This is a genomic window from Nocardioides dongkuii, from assembly GCF_014127485.1.
GTDB classification, from domain to species: Bacteria; Actinomycetota; Actinomycetes; order Propionibacteriales; family Nocardioidaceae; genus Nocardioides; species Nocardioides dongkuii.
The window spans coordinates 294,561-313,233 of record NZ_CP059903.1 but is presented as its reverse complement, the minus strand read 5'-3'; the positions used below and the strand labels follow the sequence as shown (position 1 = coordinate 313,233).

Genomic DNA, 18,673 nt, shown 5'->3' with positions numbered 1-18,673 from the left:
GTGGGGGGTCAGCGGGACAGGCGGGCCTCGGCCGCGTCCCAGTCGGAGCCGGGACGGGGCTCGTAGCGGTGCAGCTCGTGGGTACGGCGGACCAGGTCGCGCATCGCGGCCAGGTCCGGCAGCCCGGCGCCGAGGGTGCGGGCCTGGACGAGCACGTTGCCGAGCGCGGCGGCCTCCGACGGGCCGGCCAGGACGGGGATCCCGGCGGCGTCGGCGGTGAGCTGGCACAGCAGCGCGTTCTGCGAGCCGCCGCCCACGACGTGGATGACCGAGACGTCCCGGCCCGCCAGGTCGGCGGCGGTGCGCAGGTGCCGGCGGTAGGCCAGCGCCAGGCTGTCCAGGACGGTGCGGGCGATCGCGACCGGGGTGCGCGGGATCGGCTCCCCCGCCTCCTCGGCCAGCCGCTGGACCCGGGCCGGCATGCCGTTCTCGGCCCCGGTGCCGGGCGGCAGCAGCCGCGGGTCGTTGATGTCGATGACCGTACGCAGCGCGGGCGCGTCCTCGGCGCCCTCGAGCACGGCGGCCAGGCTCGCCTCGCGGATCCGCTGGTGGGCCCAGGTGCGCAGGCACTCGGAGAGCACCCACAGGCCCATCACGTTCTTCAGGAACCGGACGGTGCCGTCGACGCCGCCCTCGTTGGTGAAGTCGGCGAGCCGCGCCGCCTCCGTCAGCACCGGCTTCTCCAGCTCCAGGCCGACCAGCGACCAGGTGCCGGAGGAGATGTAGGCGAAGTCGTCCTCGACGGCCGGCACGCCCACGACGGCCGAGGCGGTGTCGTGGGAGCCGACGGCGACGACGGGGACGTCGCCGCTGACGCCCAGCTGCTCGGCCACGTCGCCGAGCACCGGGCCGATGACGTCGCCGGGGTCGCGCAGCGGCGGCAGGATCGCCCACGGCAGCCCGACCCGCTTGGCGAGGTCGACCGCCCACGTGCGGGTCTGCACGTCGTACAGCCCCGTGGTGGAGGCGTTGGTGCGCTCCGCGCCGACCTGGCCGGTCAGCCAGTAGGCGAGCAGGTCGGGCAGCAGGAGCAGCTGCTCGGCCGACTCCAGCGCCGCCGTGCCCCGCGCGGCCGCGAGCTGGTAGACCGTGTTGAACGGCAGGTTCTGCAGGCCGGTGGTGGCGTACAGCTCGGCCGCCCCCACCGTCTCCAGCACCCGGGCGGCGACGCCGTCGGTGCGGGAGTCGCGGTGGCTGAAGGGGTTGCCCAGCAGGTGGCCGTCGCGGTCGAGCAGGCCGTAGTCGACCGCCCACGAGTCGATGCCGATGCCGTGCAGCGGCCCCGTGCGGGCGACCTCACGGACCCCCGCCAGGACCTCGCGGTGGATGCCGAGCACGTCCCAGAACAGCGAGCCGTTCGCCTCGACGCCGCCGTTGGGGAATCTGTGCATCTCCTCCAGGTGCAGCGAGCGCGGCCCGACCCGGCCGGCCATGATCCGGCCGCTCGTCGCCCCGAGGTCGACGGCGGCGACCCGGACCGACCGGGCGGAGCCGGCGATCATCGCAGGAAGGCTGCGGCGACGCCCGCGTCGACGGGCACGTGCAGACCCGTGGTGTGGCTCATGTCGGGCCCGCAGAGCACGAAGACGGCGTTGGCGATGTTCTCCGGCAGCACCTCGCGCTTGAGGATGGTGCGCTGCGCGTAGAACTTGCCGAGGTCCTTCTCCTCCACGCCGTAGACCGCGGCGCGGTTGGCGCCCCAGCCGCTGGCGAAGATGCCCGAGCCCGCGACGACGCCGTCGGGGTTCACGCCGTTGACCTTGACGCCGTGGGCGCCGAGCTCCGCGGCCAGCAGCCGGACCTGGTGGGCCTGGTCGGCCTTGGTCGCCGAGTAGGCGATGTTGTTCGGGCCCGCGAAGACGGAGTTCTTCGAGGAGATGTAGATGATGTCGCCGCCCATCTCCTGCTCGATCAGCACCTTGGCGGCCGCCTTGGAGACCAGGAAGGACCCCTTGGCCATCACGTTGTGCTGCAGGTCCCAGTCGGCCTCGGTGGTCTCGAGGAGCGACTTGGAGAGCGAGAGGCCCGCGTTGTTGACGACCAGGTCGACCCCGCCGAAGGCGAGCACGGCCGCGTCGACCATGGCCTGGACGGCGTCCTCCTTCGACACGTCGGCAGCGACGCCGATGGCGACGTCCGGGCCACCGATCTCGGCGGCGGCGGCCTGCGCCTTCTCGAGGTCGAGGTCGGCGACGACGACGCAGGCACCCTCGGCGGCGAGCCGCTTCGCGGTGGCCTTGCCGATGCCGCCGGCGGCGCCGGTGACCAGCGCGATCCGGGTGGCGAGCGGCTTGGGCTTCGGCATCCGCTGGAGCTTGGCCTCCTCCAGCGCCCAGTACTCGATGCGGAACTTCTCGGCCTCGTCGATCGGGGCGTAGGTCGAGAGACCCTCCGCGCCGCGCATGACGTTGATGGCGTTGGTGTAGAACTCGCCGGCCACGCGGGCGGTCTGCTTGTCCTTGCCGAAGCTGAACATGCCGACGCCGGGCACCAGCACGATCAGCGGGTCCGCGCCGCGGATCGCGGGCGAGTCGGGGGTCGCGTTGCGGTCGTAGTAGCCCTGGTAGTCCTCGCGGTAGGACACCGCGAGCTCCTTGAGGCGGGCGATGCTCTCCTCGACCGAGGCGCTCGCCGGCAGGTCCAGGACCATCGGCTTGACCTTGGTGCGCAGGAAGTGGTCGGGGCAGGAGGTGCCCAGCTCGGCCAGGCGGGGGTGCTCGCTGCTCGCGAGGAAGTCGAGGACCACGTCGTGGTCGGCGAAGTGGCCGACCATCGGGCGGTCCTGGCTCGCGATCCCGCGGATGGTCGGGGCCAGGGCCGCGGCCTTGGCGCGACGCTCGGCCTCCGGCAGCGCGGCGTACCCCTCGAGGGCGGGGCCGAACGGCTCGGCCTTGCTGTGCTCGGCGATGTACGCCGCGGCGGTGTCGATGATCCACAGCGAGTTGGCCTCGGCCTCCTCGGAGGTGTCGCCCCACGCGGTGATGCCGTGGCCGCCGAGGATGCAGCCGATCGCCTGCGGGTTCTGCTCCTTGATCGCGGCGATGTCGAGGCCGAGCTGGAAGCCCGGACGGCGCCACGGCACCCAGACGACCCGGTCGCCGAAGATCGTGGCGGTCAGCTGCTCGCCGTCCTTCGCGGTGGCGATGGCGATGCCGGAGTCGGGGTGCAGGTGGTCGACGTGCGCGGCGTCGACGAGCCCGTGCATGGCGGTGTCGATCGACGGCGCGGCGCCGCCCTTGCCGTGCAGGCAGTAGTCGAACGCGGCGACCATCTCGTCCTCGCGCTCGATGCCCGGGTAGACGTCGACGAGCGCGCGCATCCGGTCCAGCCGCAGCACGGCCAGGCCGGACTCCTTCAGGGTGCCGAGGTCGCCGCCCGAGCCCTTGACCCAGAGCAGCTCGACGGGCTCACCGGTGACCGGGTCGGTCTCGGTGCCCTTCGCCGAGGTGTTGCCGCCCGCGTAGTTGGTGTTCTTGGGGTCGGCGCCGAGGCGGTTGGACCGGGCGATCAGCTCGGCCGCAGCGGGGTTCGTCATGGTTCCTTCCGGAGGGTGGTTCATACGGTGTCGAGGTGCGGGCGGGTGCCCGGGACCTCAGGTCCAGGAGAGCTGGGTCCCGCCGACGCGGGACCCCTCGATCTCCTGCTGGTAGCCGGACGCGGCGTACGCCTTCATCGGGCTGGCGGGCAGGCCGCGCTCCTCGCGCCACGCGGCGAGGTCGGCGCGGACGTCGGTCTGGTAGGCGTCCATGAGGACCTCGTGCGCGCCGAGGACGTCGCCGGCCTCCTGCGCGACGGTGAGCGCCTCCCGGTCGACGAGCAGCGCGCGGGCGGTCATCTCCTGCACGTTGAGGACCGAGCGGATCTGGCCGGGGATCTTGTCCTCGACGTTGTGGCACTGGTCGAGCATGAACGCGACGTCGCTGTGCCCGGACTCGGCGGCGGGACCGTAGCCGCCGCCGCGGATCACCTCGAACATGATCCGGAACAACTGGAACGGGTCGGCCGCGCCGACGATCAGGTCGTCGTCGGCGTAGAAGCGCGAGTTGAAGTCGAACGAGCCGAGCTTCCCGAGCCGCAGCAGCTGCATGACGATGAACTCGATGTTGGTGCCGGGCGCGTGGTGGCCGGTGTCCAGGCAGACCGTCGCCCGGTCGCCGAGGGCGCTCACCTGGGCGTACGACGTGCCCCAGTCCGGGACGTCGGTGTGGTAGAAGGCCGGCTCGAAGAACTTGTACTCGAGCACGAGGCGCTGGTCCTCGCCGATCCGCTCGTAGATCGCGGCGAGCGACTCGTGCAGGCGGTCCTGGCGGCCGCGGAGGTCGGCCTGGCCGGGGTAGTTGGACCCGTCGGCGAGCCAGATCTTCAGGTCGCGGGAGCCGGTCGCGCCCATGACGTCGATGCACTCGTAGTGGTGGTCGATCGCCTTCTGGCGGACCTTCGGGTCCACGTGGGTCAGGGAGCCGAACTTGTAGGCGTCGTCCTGGAAGGTGTTGGAGTTGATGGTGCCCAGCGCCACGCCCTGCTGCTCGGCGTACGCGCGGAGCGCGGCGTAGTCCTCGACGCGGTCCCACGGGATGTGCAGGGCGACCTTCGGTGCGAGGCCGGTGAACCGGTGCACGGTCGCGGCGTCGGAGATCTTCTCCTCGACCGAGCGGGGGGTGCCCGGGGTCCCGAACACCTTGAACCGGGTGCCGGAGTTGCCGAACGCCCAGGAGGGCAGCTCGATGGCCTGGCCCTCGAGCTGGGGCGCGATCTGGCTGAACGTCGTCATGTCACTTCGCTTCTCGTGCGTGGTGGTGGTCGAGCTGGTCCTCGAGGTGGAAGACCTCCTCGAGGACGAGGAAGCCCTGGTCGGGCGGTACGCCGTCGAGCTCGACGAAGAACTCACCCATCTCGGCCTGCCAGCGGGCGTTGACCTCGGTGGCGGCCATGCCCGCCTGGGCGGCGGCGAGGTCGGGAGTCTCGAGGTAGCCGATCAGCAGGCCGTCCTCGCGGAGGAACAGCGAGTAGTTGTGCCACCCGGTGTCGTGGAGGGCGGCGAGCATGTCGGGCCACACGGCGGCGTGGCGTTCCTTGTACTCCGCCATCCGGTCGGGGCGGACCTGGAGCTGGAAGCAGACGCGCTGCAACGGTTCCTGCCTCTCGGCGTGGTGGGGGGACCCGGCCGGCCCCGCGGAGGGGCCGGCCGGGCGGTGCGGTGGTGCGGTCTGGCTGCTGACTCGGCGGTGCAGGTGGCCTCTCGGCTCACCGGGTCTCGACACGCCGGTTGCGACTTCGTTCCTCAGTCGCACGGCTTGCTCGACCACCGTCATCGAGTCCGCTGACGCGTCCTCGATCAGAAGTCGAACTCGTCGATGTTGTCCGCGTTGAAGACGAACGGGTCACCGAGGAGCACGGTGTTGTCGGCGCCGACGGTGTAGTCGCCGAGCTTGCCGGCCTCGAAGGAGTCGCCCTCGCCCTCGATCTCGCCGTCGACCAGCGCCTTGGCGGTGTACGCCGCCAGGTAGCCCAGGTCGGCCGGGTTCCACAGCGCGAACGCCTCGACGGTGCCGTCCTTGACGTACTCACGCATCTGGTTCGGGGTGCCCAGGCCGGTCAGCATGACCTTGCCCTTCGCGTCCGAGGTCGAGAGGTAGCGAGCCGCGGCCGCGATGCCGACCGTGGTCGGGGAGACGATGCCCTTGAGGTCCGGGTGGGACTGCAGGAGCGCCGCGGTGCGGTCGAACGAGGTCTGGTCGTCGTCGTCGCCGTAGACGGTGTCGACCACGGTCACGTTCGGGTGGTTGGCCTCGAGCTCGTCCTCCATGAGGGCGATCCACTCGTTCTGGTTGGTCGCGTTCGCCGCGGCCGAGAGGAACGCGATCTCGCCCTCGTCACCGATCTGCTCGGTGATCAGGTCGACCTGCGCCTGGGCGATGCCCTCGGCGTCGGCCTGCGAGATGAACATGTCGCGGCAGTCGGGGTTGGTGTCGGCGTCGTAGGTGACGACCTTGATGTCGGCGCCGCGCGCCTCCTCGATCGCGTCGCACAGCGCGTCGGGGTCGTTGGCGGAGATCACCAGGGCGTTGCGGCCCTGCTGGGTCGCGGTGTTGATGTACTGCACCTGGCCGTCGGGGGAGGCCTCGGCCGGGCCGACCTCCTCGTAGCTGCCACCGAACTCCTCGATGGCCTCCTCGCCACCGGCGTTGCTGGTGTCGAAGTAGGGGTTGCCGAGGTTCTTGGGGATGAACGTGACGGAGGCGCTGCTCTCGCCGCCGCCGCCGTTGCCGCCCTCGGAGTCACCCTCGTCGTCGCTACCGCAAGCGCTCATGGCCAAGCTGGCGACCAGCGTGAGAGCCGCGAGGCTCGCGAGTCGTCGATTCTGGAGCTTCATTGTTCTTACCTTTCGATTCCATCCGGCGAGATGCCGGATTCAGCTCAGCGACCGCTTGCCGGCGCTGTCCGAGGTGCGGCCCGAGGAGCGCGCCCCCTTGCTCGCGGCCACCGCGCGGTGGGCCAGTGCGAGAAGACTTGTGGACATCACGGAGAGCACCAGGAGGCTTCCGATGACGATGTTGATGATGTTGACCGTCTCGCCGTTCAGGAGCATCGCCCGCTGGATGACGCCGATCAGCAGCACGCCGGCGATCACGCCGGGGAGGGCGCCGCGGCCACCGAAGATCGAGACGCCGCCGAGCAGCACCGCGGCGATCACCTGGAGCTCCAGGCCGACCGAGTTCTCGGCCCGGGCCACGCCGGTGACCAGCGTCGTGTAGATGCCGACGAAGCCGGCCACGGCGCCCGCGAGGACGAACAGCACCGCCTTGGTGCGGGCCACGTCCACGCCGGTGAAGCGCGCGGCCTCGTCGTTCAGGCCGATCTCGTAGATCCCGCGCCCGAACGAGGAGAAGTGCAGCAGCAGGCCGAAGGCGATCGCCAGCACCAGGAACGGGATCAGGATCATCGGGTAGGGCTGGTCCTCGACGATCCGCTCCTTGGCGAGGTCGGTCCAGCTCTCCGGGAAGTCGGTGCGCGACTCGGTGCCGAGCAGACCGGCCGCGATGCCGCGGTACAGCGCCAGGGTGCCGATGGTCACCGCGATCGAGGGCAGCCCGACGTACGCCACCAGGAAGCCGTTGAACGCGCCGCAGACCGCGCCGATCAGGACGGCGACCAGCGCCGCGAGCCCGATGGAGAGACCGGCGTCCGCGTGCAGCATGCCGAAGGCGACGCTGGTGAGGCCGACGGTGCTGGCGACCGACAGGTCGATCTCGCCGGTGATGATGATCGCGGTCATCGGGAGGGCCAGCAGCAGGATCGAGGCCGAGTCGCGGAACAGGTAGTACATCGTCTGCGGGCCGTCGAAGTAGTCGACCTCGGAGCGGGAGTAGACGATCGCGGCGATGAGCAGCGCGATCACTGCGAACTCGCGGCTGAGCACGACGCGCTGCCAGAACGGGCGCGAGTACGACGGGTAGCTGCGCTGCTCGCGCGCCCCGGAGTCCGGCGTCTGCGTCAGGGTGCTCATCGGACGACCTCCTGGGAGTCGCTGCCGGCGCTGCCGGACGTGGCGGGGACCGGTGGCCCGGCGTCGGGCCCGTGCTCGCGGGCGGCGATGAGCGCGCGCTCCTGGCGGTTCACGAGCACGCGGTCCAGGACGATCGCCCCGACGATGAGCAGCCCGACGACCGCCTGCTGCCAGAAGTCGGAGATCCCGAGGACGGGGAGCGAGCGGTTGATCGTGACCAGCAGGAAGGCGCCCAGGGCCGCGCCCCAGACGGTGCCGCTGCCGCCGAAGATCGCCACGCCGCCGATGACCGCGGCGCCGACGGCCTCCAGCTCGATGCCCGAGCCGACGGTCGAGCTCACGGTGCCGAACCGGGCCGCGGAGACGACGCCGGCGAGGCCGGCGAGGGCGCCGCTGAGCACGAAGGCGAACATGATCCGGCGGTTGACCGAGAGGCCGTAGAGCCCCGCGGCGTCCGGGTCGGACCCGATCGCGTACAGCTCGCGGCCGCCGCGGGCGGTGCGCAGGTAGTAGCCGACCAGGGCGAGCACCACGAGCGCGACGATGGTCAGCACCGGGATGCCGAGGATCGAGTCGGTGCCGAGGTCGCGGAACGCGCGGGGCATGTCGCCCGCGTTGATCCGGTCGCTGCCGGCCCAGGTCAGGAAGGCGCCGCGGTAGATGTACATGGTGCCCAGGGTGATCACCAGGGCGGGGACCCGGCCCCAGGCCACCAGCACGCCGTTGATGACCCCGAGCGCGGCGCCCATCGCGATGCCGGCGAGGACCACGACGATGATCGGGAGGCCCGGCTGGTCGATGAACAGCCGGCCGGTGAGGTACGCCGTCAGCCCCATCGTCGAGCCGACCGACAGGTCGACGTTGCGGGTGATGATCACCGCGGTCTGCCCGACGGCGAGCAGGACGAGCATCGAGGGGGTCAGCAGCAGGTCGCGCCAGCCGGTGGAGCCGAAGAGGAACGAGCTGCTCTTGGCGGTCGTGACCGCGATGAGCAGCACCAGGACGACCGCGACCGCCAGCTCGCGGGAGCGCAGCACGTCGCGGAGGACGCGCGCCGTCGGCGACGCGTCGCTCGGGCGGCTGAGGCTCGTGGCCGAGGGGGTGGTGCTCATGCCGGGACCTCCGTACCGGTGTGGGTCACGGTGTTCGTGGCCGCGAACATGACGTTCTCCGCTGTCGCCTCGTCGCGGTCCAGCTCGGCGGTGATCCGCCCCTCGCAGACGACCAGCACGCGGTCGGCCATGCCGAGGACCTCGGGCAGCTCGGAGGAGATCATCAGGATCGCCAGGCCCTGGCCGGCCAGCTCGGAGAGCAGCCGGTGCACCTCCGCCTTGGTGCCGACGTCGATGCCGCGGGTGGGCTCGTCGATGATCAGCAGCTTCGGCTCGGTGGCCAGCCACTTGGCGATGACGACCTTCTGCTGGTTGCCGCCGCTCATCGTGGTGGCGTGCATGTCGAGGGCGTTGGTCTTGACCTCGAGCCGCCCGGCCCACGGGCCGGCGGCGCGGTTCTCGGCGCCGGCGGTGAGCACGCCCATCGTCGTCAGGCCGCTCCGGATCACGCCGGCGACGTTGCGGGCGACGGAGGACTCGGTGACCAGGCCCTGCTTGCGGCGGTCCTCGGGGACGAAGGCGATGCCGGCCCGGATCGCGGCCCGCGGGTTGCGCGGCGGCACCTGCTTGCCGAGCAGCTCGACGCGGCCGGCGTCGTACCGGTCCACACCGAAGACGGCGCGGGCGATCTCGGAGCGGCCGGCGCCGACCAGGCCCGCGAGGCCGACGATCTCGCCGGCGCGCACCTGGAAGGAGACGTCGCGGAAGACCCCGGTCGAGGCCAGGCCCTGGACGTCGAGGACGACCTCGCCGATCGGGGCGGGGGTCTTCGGGAACAGCTCGGCGACCTCGCGGCCGACCATCTCGGAGACCAGCCGGTCGACCGTCGTGTCGGCGATCTGCTGCGTCGAGACGTAGGAGCCGTCGCGCATCACGGTGACGGTGTCGCAGAGGTCGAAGACCTCGTCGAAGCGGTGGGAGATGAAGACCAGGCCCCGGCCCTCGTCGCGCAGGCTGCGGGCGACCGCGAAGAGCCGCTCCACCTCGACGCCGCTGAGCGCTGCCGTGGGCTCGTCCATGATCAGCAGCGCCGCGTCCAGCGAGATGGCCTTGGCGATCTCGATGATCTGCTGGTCGGCGATCGAGAGGCCGCGCGCCGGGCGGCGCGGGTCGATCTGCACGCCCAGCCGGGAGAAGAGTCCCTCGGCCTCGGCGTGCATCCGCGCGCGGTCGATGCGTCGCCCGGCGCCGAGGGGCTGGCGACCCATGAAGATGTTCTCGGTGACCGAGAGGTCCGGGAAGAGCGTCGGCTCCTGGTAGATCACCGCGATGCCGGCGCTCTTGGACTCCGCGGTGGACCCGAAGTCGACGTCGCGGCCCTGGAACCGGAAGGTGCCGCCGTCGCGGCGGTGCACGCCGGAGACGATCTTGACCAGCGTCGACTTGCCGGCGCCGTTCTCCCCGATCAGGGCGTGGATCGAGCCGGGGTGGACGACGATGCTGCCCGACCGGAGCGCGGCGACCGCCCCGAAGGACTTGGTGACGTCCGCGAGCTCGAGGACTGGGCCGTCCTGCTGCGCCTCCGGCATTCCTGACTCCCTGCATTGAAAGGTTTCACAAACTAAGGGGACGGTAGGTGACTGCTGTCACAACGTCAAGACGGTGTGCCGAAATTGGTAGGAAATCTCTAAGCCGCCCCCCGGACACGTGGCAGGGCTAGGCTGCCTGAACGTTTCAATCAGGGCCGAAGGGGGTCACGCGTGGTGGTGCAGCAGGGCCGTTCGGCCTCGGTCAAGGACGTTGCTGCGGCCGCCGGCGTCTCGCTCGGCACCGTCTCCAACGTGCTGAACCGCCCTGCCCGGGTCAGCACCGCGACCCGCACCCGCGTGCTGGACGCGATGGCGGAGCTCGGTTTCGTCCGCAACGAGTCCGCCCGCCAGCTGCGCTCGGGCACCAGCCGGACGCTCGCCTACGTCATGCTCGACGCCGGCAACCCGTTCTTCACCGACGTCGCCCAGGGGATCGAGTCGGCGGCCGCGGACGTCGACCTCTCCCTCCTGCTCTGCAACAGCGGGAACGGGCCCGCCCGCGAGCGGGCGCACCTGGTCCTGCTGCAGCAGCAGCGGGTGCAGGGCATCCTGATCACGCCGGTCGACCCCGACTCCGAGGTGCTCCGCGAGGTACGCCGCCACGGCACCCCGCTGGTCATCGTCGACCGGATCGGCGACGACCAGTCGTTCTGCTCGGTCGCCGTGGACGACTTCCTCGGCGGCCGGCTCGCCGTCGAGCACCTGCTCGACCGCGGCCACACCCGGGTCGCGTTCATCGGCGGACCCACCACGCTCGGCCAGGTGCGCGAGCGCCTCGAGGGCGCCCGAGCCGCCTGGGCCGCCAGCGGGCTGCCCGAGGAGGACCTGGTGGTGGTCCCGACCAGCGCGCTGGTCGTGAACGAGGGCCGCGAGGCCGGTCAGCGACTGGCCGGGCTCCCCCAGCGGCGGCGACCCACCGCGGCGTTCTGCGCCAACGACCTGCTCGCCCTGGGGCTCCTGCAGCACGCGATCGGGTCCGGCGTGCGCGTCCCCGAGGAGCTCGCGATCGTCGGGTACGACGACATCGAGTTCGCCGGCGCGGCCGGGGTGCCGCTCTCCTCGGTGCGCCAGCCCCGGCAGGAGCTCGGGAGCACCGCGGCGCGGCTGGTCCTCGACGAGGCGTCCAACCCCGACCACGAGCACCAGCAGGTGCTGTTCACGCCCGAGCTGGTCGCGCGCGCCTCGACGCTCTGAGGTCCGTCGCCGAGGTCCGTCGCCGCTCAGGCGTGCGCGAGCAGGCCCTCGCTGCGGGCGACCCGCGCGGCGTACGCGATGGTGGCGCCGACGGCGAGCACGTTGAGCGCCAGCAGGGCGGCGTCGCGGATGACCACGAACGTCTCGACCGGCATCGTCGACTCCAGCATCCACAGCGCCATGCCGGCCTTGCCCAGGCAGAGCACCGCCCACATCACGGTGAGCCGCCAGAAGAGCCGGCGGATCGGCGGGCGCAGGTGCAGCTCGCGGTCCATCGGGTAGAAGTCGCCGGCGAGCCGGGCGACCAGCGGGCGGGCGGTGGCGAGCGAGAGCAGGAACGCCCCGGCGACCACGCCGTCGCTGATGATCGGCTGGAGGAAGTACAGGTAGGTGCTGTCCGCGAGCAGCGCGACCACGGTCCGGCCGGTCATCACGACCGCGGTGAGGATCAGCAGCCCGGAGGCACGCCGGCCGGTCACCGCACGCCAGCCGATGGCGCCGTAGGACCACGCCAGCGCCGCGATGATCGCGGGCCAGACGCCGAGGGTGAGCATCACGGTGCAGAAGAGGACCGCCGGGACGACGCAGGCGACGAGCAGGCTCGCGGCGGTGCGGCGGACGATGGTGAGCAGGCGGGGACGTGGCGGGGCGGAGAGAGAGCTCATGCATCCTGCCCGGCCCGTGCGGCCTGTCGAGGTCACCTGCACGGTACCCACATCGGCGTCCCGCGGACCGACCTTCGCGGAAACCGGCTCAGAGCCCCATCCGGTCGACCACGTGCTGGGCGATCGCCAGGCTCGAGGTCGCGGCCGGGGACGGCGCGTTGCGGACCGTGGTGATCCCGTCGGCACCCTCGATCCGGAAGTCGTCGACCATCGAGCCGTCCCGGTCCACGGCCTGCGCGCGGACACCGGCGCGGGACCGGACGACGTCCGCCGGGCCGATCTCGGGCACGTACCGGCTCGCCGCCGCCAGGTACGCCCGGGTGGACAGGCTGCCGCGGACCTCGCCCACCCCGGTGCGCCAGTGCTGCCGCGCCATCCGCCAGAACCCGGGCCAGGTGACCATGCTGCGGACGTCGGCGAGGCTGACGTCGCGGCGCCGGTAGCCCTCCCGCCGCAGCCCCAGCACGGCGTTCGGGCCGACCTCCAGGTAGCCGGAGACCCGCCGGGTGAAGTGCACGCCGAGGAACGGGAAGCGCGGGTCCGGCACCGGGTAGACCATCCCGCGCACCAGGTCGCGCTTGGCGGCGGACACCGCGAGGTACTCGCCGCGGAACGGCACGATCCGCGGCCCGTCGACGCCGTCGGCGAGGCGGGAGACCCGGTCGGCGTGCAGCCCCGCGCACACGACCAGCCGGTCGAAGCGGTGGGGCCCGCGGTCGGTGGCGACCTCGACCGCGCCCACCCCCCGGCGTACGCCGGTGACGGTGGTGGCGAGCCGCACCTCGCCGCCCGCGCGCTCGACGTCCGCCCCGAACGCCGCCGCGACCGTCGGGAAGTCGGTGATGGCGGTCGCCGGTGAGTGCAGGGCGACCAGGCCGGCCGCGTGCGGCTCGACGTCGGTGAGGTCACGGCCCGCCACCCGGCGCAGCCCCGGGACGCCGTTGGCGCGCGCGTTCGCCTCGAGCGCGTCGAGCCGGGGGAGCTCCGCGGGGTCGATCGCGACCACGAGCTTGCCGCACTCGTCGTACGGCAGGCCGCGCTCGCGGCAGTACTCCCGCAGCAGCAGCCGGCCGCGCGTGCACAGCTCGGCCTTGAGGCTGCCCGGCGCGTAGTAGATGCCCGCGTGCACGACGCCGGAGTTGCTCGCGGTCTGGTGGGCGCCGAGCCGGTCCTCCTTCTCGAGGACGACGACCCGCGTGCCCGGGTGGCGCTCCGTGAGCTCGCGGGCCACCGCGAGGCCGACGATCCCGCCGCCGACCACGCCGATGGTGCGTTCCGCCATGCGGGCCATGCTCGCACTCAGGCGTGTGGAGCGCCGTGCCAAGGTGGCGGCATGAGTGAGTCGAGCACCTCGTCCGTCGTCGTCGTGACCGGGGCCAACGGCCTGGTCGGGTCCCGGGTCTGCGCCGCGCTGGTCGAGCGCGGCGCCACCGTCCGGGCCGTCGTACGCCGTGCGGGCGCGGCGCCGGCGCTCCCCGGCGTCGAGGAGCGGGTCGGCGACTTCGGCGACCCGGCGTTCGCGGCCGAGGTGCTCGCGGGGGCGAGCGCCGCCGTCACCACCGTGCACCCGATGGGCAGCGACCGGGACGCCCAGCAGCGGATCGGGGTCGAGGACACGCTGAGGTTCGCGCGCGCCGCCGCCGATGCGGGCCTCGAGCGGCTGGTCCACGTCTCGACCGCGGCCGTCTACGACCGCTCGCCCGGGGTCGGCGACGTGGACGAGTCCTCGCCGCTGGTGGCCGACGACGCCGGCGACTACCCGGTCACGAAGCGGGACGTCGACCTCGCCCTGGACGCGGTGGACGGGCCGACCCGGGTGCTGCTCCGGCCGCCCGCGATCCTCGGCGCGGGCGAGAGCTCGGTGTGGAACACGCTGCGGCCCGCGGCGATGCGCGAGGACGAGCGGGCGCGGCACGCCGTACCCCACCAGACGTTCGCCTGGGTGCACGTCGACGACCTCGCCGCGATCGCGGCGGACGTGGCCTCCGGCCGGATCGCCACCGCGGCCGACGCCGCGACCGGGCCGGTCGCCGGCGCCTGCACCGCCGTCAACGTCGTGGGCGGCTGCGCGACCGTGCGCGACTACCAGGAGACGGTGACCCGGGCGCTGGGCGTGGAGCCGGTCTGGGACGACGCCCCGGCGTGGACCGGCGAGCTCCTCGCCGACCGCGCCCGCGCCTGGGGCTGGACGCCGCAGGTCGACCTCGCCACGGCGCTGGCCGAGATCGAGTCCGGTCTGCGCTGACCGGGGACGGGAGCGACAGGGTGGCCGACCGGGACGACGTACGGCTCTCGAAGCACCTCTCGCTGGTGCTCCGGCACCGGCCGGGGTCCGTGGGGCTGGAGCTCGACCCGCGGGGCTGGGTCGAGGTGGCGGCGCTGCTCGCCGCGCTGGGCCAGCACGGCCGCAGCGTCACCCGCGAGGACCTCGACCGGGTGGTGCGGACGAACGACAAGCAGCGCTTCGAGTGGGACCGCGCCGGCGACCGGATCCGGGCGCGGCAGGGGCACAGCGTCCCCGTAGAGCTCGGGCTCGCCCCGGCCGAGCCGCCCGCGGTGCTGTTCCACGGGACCACTCAGCGGGTCGTCGCCGCGATCCTCGCCGAGGGGCTCGGCCGCCAGCAGCGGCACCACGTGCACCTCTCCCCCGACGCCGCCACGGCCCGTCGCGTGGGCGCCCGCCGCGGCGAGCCGGTCGTCCTCGAGGTCGACGCGGCCGGCATGGCCCGCGCCGGCCACCGGTTCTGGCGGACCGCCAACGGCGTCTGGCTCGCCGACCGCGTGCCGCCGGAGTTCCTCACCCCGGGATAGTCCGGCACGTTTCGGTTGCCGAGGGCGCCCGATCACGACCGGAACGTGCCGGACTATCCCTGCGGGGGCTGGCGGGATAGTCCGACACACTCTTGTCGTTCCCGAGCCTGCAAACAGCACAGGTGTGTCGGACTACCCGAAAAAGCGCGACTCAGCAGCCGGGCTGCTCGACATACAGCAGGTCGGAGAGATAGTCCGGCACGTTTCGGTTGCCGAGGACGCCCGATCACGACCGGAAGGTGCCGGACTATCCCTGCCAGGGGCTGGCGGGATAGCCGACACACTCTTGTCGTTCCCGAGCCCGCAAACAGCACAGGTGTGTCGGACTACCCCAAAAATGCGCGACTCAGCAGCCGAGCTGCGCGACGGACAGCAAGGTCGGAGAGATAGTCCGGCACGTTTCGGTTGCCGAGGACGCCCGATCACGACCGGAACGTGCCGGACTATCCCTGCCGGGACTGGCGGGATAGTCCGACACACTCTTGTCGTTCCCGAGCCCGCAAACAGCACAGGTATGTCGGACTACCCGAAAAAGCGCGACTCAGGAGCCGGGCTGCTCGACGTACAGCAGGTCGGAAATCGCGGCGATCCGGCCGGGGGCGGCGTCCAGGCGGACCACGAGGTCGCCGAACGTCCCGGCCGGGACGGCGAGCGTGAAGGCGCCGTCGGGGCCGATCTCGGCGCTCGCGAGCGCAGGGTCCGCCGCGCCGGGACGGCCCAGGAGGAGGACGGCGTCCGGGACGGCGGGGCTGACGGTGCCGGTCACGACCGGGGCCTCCCCGGCGGTCTCGATCCGGGCCGTGATCGCCGGCGTCATCGGAGGCGTGGCGGACGGCGAGGGCTTGGCGGACGGGGTCGGGTCCGCAGTCGGCGACGGCTCCGCGGACGGGGTCGGCTCCGCGGACGGGGTCGGCTCCGCGGACGGGGTCGGCTCCGCGGACGGCGAGGGCTTGGCGGACGGAGACGGCTTGGCTGACGGCGAGGGGTCGGCGGACGGCTCCGCGGACGGCGACGGCTCAGCGGACGGCGAGGCCTCCGCCGGCGCCGCAGGGGGCGTCCCGGCGCGCCCGACGGTGACTATGTGCTGCGCCGAGGTGCTGCCCTCGGCGAGGGGCCGGTCGACGAACCGGAAGCGGTACGTCGTGGTCCGCGCCGGGTTGACCTTCACGACGGGGTCGGCGGCAGCGGCGTCGACGACCTCGACGACCTCCCAGGCCGATGTGCCGGCCTCGCGGCCCTCGAGCACCAGGGTGGACCGGGGGACCCGGCTCCCGGTGTGGTCGCGGACGGCGCCGGTCAGCCGGGCGGTCCCGTCGGCGGGGACGGCCCGGTCGCCGGTGATCGAGGTGGTCGTGGCGAGCCCCTCGAGGTCGTAGGTGCGGACGCCGTCGGCGCCGCCGATCCGCAGGGCGTCGAGGGAGAACGGCCGGCCGTCGCAGCCGAACCCGAGCGAGTAGAGGCCGGCGCCGTCGCCGCCCCGGCTCGCGCTGAACGGCTTCACGCGCATCGGAGCGGAGGGGCCGGCCTGGAGCACGGCACCAGTGCCGAGGTCGTGCTTGGTCCAGCGGTAGGAGAGCCGGGTCGCGTCGTACCGCTGCCAGCCGCCGGCGGCGACCAGGTCGGCGCGGCCGAGCCAGACCCGGGGGGTCCCGGCGTCGGCGGGCTCCTGGTAGCCGGCGTACGCGACGCCCGTCGAGCCGGCATCGGCGTGCACGGCGATCTCGGCGGTCGTCGTGCGGCGCACCGAGCCGACCATGAAGAGCGGCCCCGCGGCGTTGCCGCCCGCGAGGTCGAACCCGAGGCTGCGGGCTCCGGCGGGGGCGGCGCCCGGCCCGAGGCCGACGTACGGCTGGGGGCTCTCGGGGGTCACGCCGTGCAGGGTGGCGCAGCCGGTGAGCGAGAGCTGGGCGGTCAGCGGCTCGGGGAGGCCGGTGCCGCGGACGACGACGCTGCCGTCGGCCGCCTGCGCGGGCGCAGCAGCGAGAGCGGCGGCCGACAGCACCGTGGCCGCGAGCGCGCCGGTCGCTCGTCCTAGGATCCTCGACCGCACTCGACCATTGTGCCCCCGAGGAAAAGCCCGGTCAGCACCAATCTCGGGGATCGGCCGTCCGCGGGTCACACCTCACCCCGATGGGCGATGAAGAACTCCTCGAGCAGCGCCGTCGACTCCCCCGCGAGCAGCCCGGCGACGACCTCCGGGCGGTGGTTGAGGCGTCGGTCGCGCACCACGTCCCAGAGGCTGCCGGCGGCGCCGGCCTTGGCGTCGTACGCCCCGAAGACGACGCGGTCCACCCGGGCGAGCACCGCGGCGCCGGCGCACATCGTGCACGGTTCCAGGGTCACCACCAGCGTGCAGCCGGCGAGCCGCCACTCCCCGCGGGCGCGCGCGGCGGCCCGGAGGGCGACGACCTCCGCATGCCCGGTCGGGTCGGCCTCGGCCTCCCGCACGTTGCGGCCGGCGCCGAGCACGGCGCCGGTGTCGTCGACGACGACCGCACCGATCGGTACGTCGCCGGTCGCGAGCGCGGACCGGGCCTCGGTGAGCGCGGCCAGCATCGGCTCGCGCCAGCGGTCGTGGAGCACGGGGTCGGTCGCCCGCCCTCAGGCGGAGGTGAGGCCGACGGCGTCGTCGAACAGCTCGCCGAAGCCGAGCCTCCGGGCGATGTCGGACAGCATCTCGTCGGGGTAGAGGTCGAAGTCGTCGAGCAGGACGCCGAGGTCCGTGGCGTGCATGCCGAGGTCGGCGAGCAGCTCGAGGTCGCCGGCCGGCACCTGCTCGTCGTCGTCCTCGGGGAGCAGCAGGCCGAGGTACTCGACGGCCGAGGCGGCGAGGTCCCACTCGTCGGCGGCGGTGATGTCGGAGAGCAGCACCCGGGTGCTGGGCCCGGAGACCCGGACCAGGATGAAGAAGTCCTCGTCCATCGCGACCAGCCCGACCGCGCCGTGGTCGCCGGGCAGCCGGCGCAGCGCGTCGCCGAGGGTCTCGACGTCGACGAGGTGGTGGCGGGTGAGCTCCTGGACGGTCCACTCGCCCTGGTCCCGGTAGGCGGCGAGAGCGAAGTCGACAGCGTCGAACTGGTCGATCACCTGACCACCTCCCGATCCGAGAGCACCCGGCCGGGTGCCCTTCCAGGGTCTCAGGTCTCCGTCGTGGGGCCAACCCCCTTCCCGGCCGTGGACGGCGCCGCAGCGACTAGGGTTCGCCCCATGCGCACCCACGTCGTGGACCACCCGCTCGTCTCCCACAAGCTCACCACGCTGCGCGACGTGCGGACCGACTCGCCCACCTTCCGCAGCCTCACCGACGAGCTGGTGACGCTGCTGGCCTACGAGGCCACGCGCGACGTCCGGGTCGACCCCGTCGACATCAACACCCCCGTCTCCCCCGCGACCGGGGTCCGGCTGACGACGCCGAAGCCGCTGGTCGTCCCCATCCTGCGCGCCGGGCTCGGCATGCTCGACGGGATGATGCGGCTGCTGCCGACCGCCGAGGTCGGGTTCCTCGGGATGGTGCGCAACGAGGAGACGCTCGAGGCCGCGACGTACGCCGAGCGGCTGCCCGACGACCTGTCCGGCCGCCAGTGCTACGTGCTCGACCCGATGCTCGCGACCGGCGGCACGCTCGCCGCCGCGATCCGGTTCCTCACCGATCGCGGCGCCGACCACATCACCGCCATCTGCCTGCTGGTCGCGCCCGAGGGGTGCGCGCGGCTGGAGAAGGAGCTCGAGGGCCTCGGCGTCCCGGTCACCGTCGTCACGGCGGCGATGGACGAGCGGCTCGACGAGAAGGGCTACATCGTGCCCGGGCTCGGCGACGCCGGCGACCGGCTGTACGGCATCGCCGGCTGACGCACC

General features: G+C 72.8%; 17 protein-coding genes. 4 read left to right on the top strand and 13 right to left on the bottom strand.

The window, feature by feature from the left end; translation table 11 throughout:
- Positions 1-8: 8 nt before the first annotated feature.
- The 8 genes from H4O22_RS01475 to H4O22_RS01440 all read right to left on the bottom strand — a co-directional run bounded on the left by H4O22_RS01475 (position 9) and on the right by H4O22_RS01440 (position 10,148).
- Positions 9-1,502, bottom strand: a complete 1,494-nt coding sequence (locus tag H4O22_RS01475; protein WP_182525356.1) for a rhamnulokinase — start codon at positions 1,500-1,502, stop codon at positions 9-11.
- Positions 1,499-3,535, bottom strand: a complete 2,037-nt coding sequence (locus H4O22_RS01470) for a bifunctional aldolase/short-chain dehydrogenase (protein ID WP_182525355.1) — start codon at positions 3,533-3,535, stop codon at positions 1,499-1,501. Before H4O22_RS01470 ends, H4O22_RS01475 begins: the two co-directional genes overlap by 4 nt.
- A gap of 57 nt (positions 3,536-3,592) precedes the next feature.
- Positions 3,593-4,771: an L-rhamnose isomerase gene (rhaI, locus tag H4O22_RS01465; protein ID WP_182525354.1), complete on the bottom strand. Its 1,179-nt coding sequence runs from the start codon at positions 4,769-4,771 to the stop codon at positions 3,593-3,595.
- 1 nt (position 4,772) lies between these two features.
- Positions 4,773-5,129, bottom strand: a complete 357-nt coding sequence (locus tag H4O22_RS01460; RefSeq protein ID WP_182525353.1) for an L-rhamnose mutarotase — start codon at positions 5,127-5,129, stop codon at positions 4,773-4,775.
- A 206-nt stretch (positions 5,130-5,335) separates the two neighbouring features.
- Positions 5,336-6,310 (bottom strand): rhamnose ABC transporter substrate-binding protein, encoded by a 975-nt coding sequence (rhaS, locus tag H4O22_RS01455; RefSeq protein ID WP_227465874.1) that lies wholly within the window; start codon positions 6,308-6,310, stop codon positions 5,336-5,338.
- Positions 6,311-6,412: 102 nt separating this feature from the next.
- On the bottom strand, positions 6,413-7,507 hold the full coding sequence (locus H4O22_RS01450; protein WP_182525351.1) for an ABC transporter permease: 1,095 nt from the start codon (positions 7,505-7,507) through the stop codon (positions 6,413-6,415).
- A complete protein-coding gene (locus H4O22_RS01445; protein WP_182525350.1) occupies positions 7,504-8,619 on the bottom strand; it encodes an ABC transporter permease in 1,116 nt (371 codons plus the stop codon). Before H4O22_RS01445 ends, H4O22_RS01450 begins: the two co-directional genes overlap by 4 nt.
- Positions 8,616-10,148: a sugar ABC transporter ATP-binding protein gene (locus tag H4O22_RS01440; RefSeq protein ID WP_182525349.1), complete on the bottom strand. Its 1,533-nt coding sequence runs from the start codon at positions 10,146-10,148 to the stop codon at positions 8,616-8,618. Before H4O22_RS01440 ends, H4O22_RS01445 begins: the two co-directional genes overlap by 4 nt.
- Before the next feature lie 171 nt (positions 10,149-10,319).
- Here H4O22_RS01440 and H4O22_RS01435 point away from each other — a divergent pair, with 171 nt between their 5' ends.
- Complete coding sequence (locus H4O22_RS01435; RefSeq protein ID WP_244963061.1) at positions 10,320-11,342, top strand: LacI family DNA-binding transcriptional regulator; 1,023 nt, start codon at positions 10,320-10,322, stop codon at positions 11,340-11,342.
- Positions 11,343-11,368: 26 nt separating this feature from the next.
- On the opposite strand, the gene H4O22_RS01430 is transcribed toward H4O22_RS01435, so the two are convergent.
- Positions 11,369-12,007 carry a VC0807 family protein gene (locus H4O22_RS01430; RefSeq protein ID WP_182525348.1) on the bottom strand — a complete coding sequence of 213 codons (639 nt, stop codon included), beginning with the start codon at positions 12,005-12,007 and terminating at the stop codon, positions 11,369-11,371.
- 88 nt (positions 12,008-12,095) lie between these two features.
- Positions 12,096-13,289, bottom strand: coding sequence for an L-2-hydroxyglutarate oxidase (gene lhgO / locus H4O22_RS01425; protein ID WP_182525347.1), 1,194 nt, complete (start codon positions 13,287-13,289; stop codon positions 12,096-12,098).
- A gap of 51 nt (positions 13,290-13,340) precedes the next feature.
- On the opposite strand from lhgO, the gene H4O22_RS01420 reads away from it, so the two are divergent.
- Together H4O22_RS01420 and H4O22_RS01415 are read left to right on the top strand one after the other, a co-directional pair.
- Positions 13,341-14,252: an NAD-dependent epimerase/dehydratase family protein gene (locus tag H4O22_RS01420; RefSeq protein WP_182525346.1), complete on the top strand. Its 912-nt coding sequence runs from the start codon at positions 13,341-13,343 to the stop codon at positions 14,250-14,252.
- A 20-nt stretch (positions 14,253-14,272) separates the two neighbouring features.
- Entirely contained in the window at positions 14,273-14,818 is a 546-nt protein-coding gene (locus H4O22_RS01415; protein WP_182525345.1) for an RNA 2'-phosphotransferase, read from the top strand.
- A gap of 541 nt (positions 14,819-15,359) precedes the next feature.
- Here H4O22_RS01415 and H4O22_RS01410 read toward each other — a convergent pair.
- The 3 genes from H4O22_RS01410 to H4O22_RS01400 form a co-directional block, all read right to left on the bottom strand.
- Complete coding sequence (locus tag H4O22_RS01410) at positions 15,360-16,868, bottom strand: hypothetical protein (protein ID WP_182525344.1); 1,509 nt, start codon at positions 16,866-16,868, stop codon at positions 15,360-15,362.
- A gap of 65 nt (positions 16,869-16,933) precedes the next feature.
- Positions 16,934-17,374, bottom strand: a complete 441-nt coding sequence (locus H4O22_RS01405; protein ID WP_182526873.1) for a nucleoside deaminase — start codon at positions 17,372-17,374, stop codon at positions 16,934-16,936.
- Between the two features lie 45 nt (positions 17,375-17,419).
- Positions 17,420-17,905, bottom strand: a complete 486-nt coding sequence (locus H4O22_RS01400; protein ID WP_182525343.1) for a tRNA adenosine deaminase-associated protein — start codon at positions 17,903-17,905, stop codon at positions 17,420-17,422.
- A gap of 120 nt (positions 17,906-18,025) precedes the next feature.
- Between H4O22_RS01400 and upp the strand changes: the two genes are divergently transcribed.
- Positions 18,026-18,667, top strand: a complete 642-nt coding sequence (gene upp / locus H4O22_RS01395; protein ID WP_182525342.1) for a uracil phosphoribosyltransferase — start codon at positions 18,026-18,028, stop codon at positions 18,665-18,667.
- Positions 18,668-18,673: the final 6 nt, after the last annotated feature.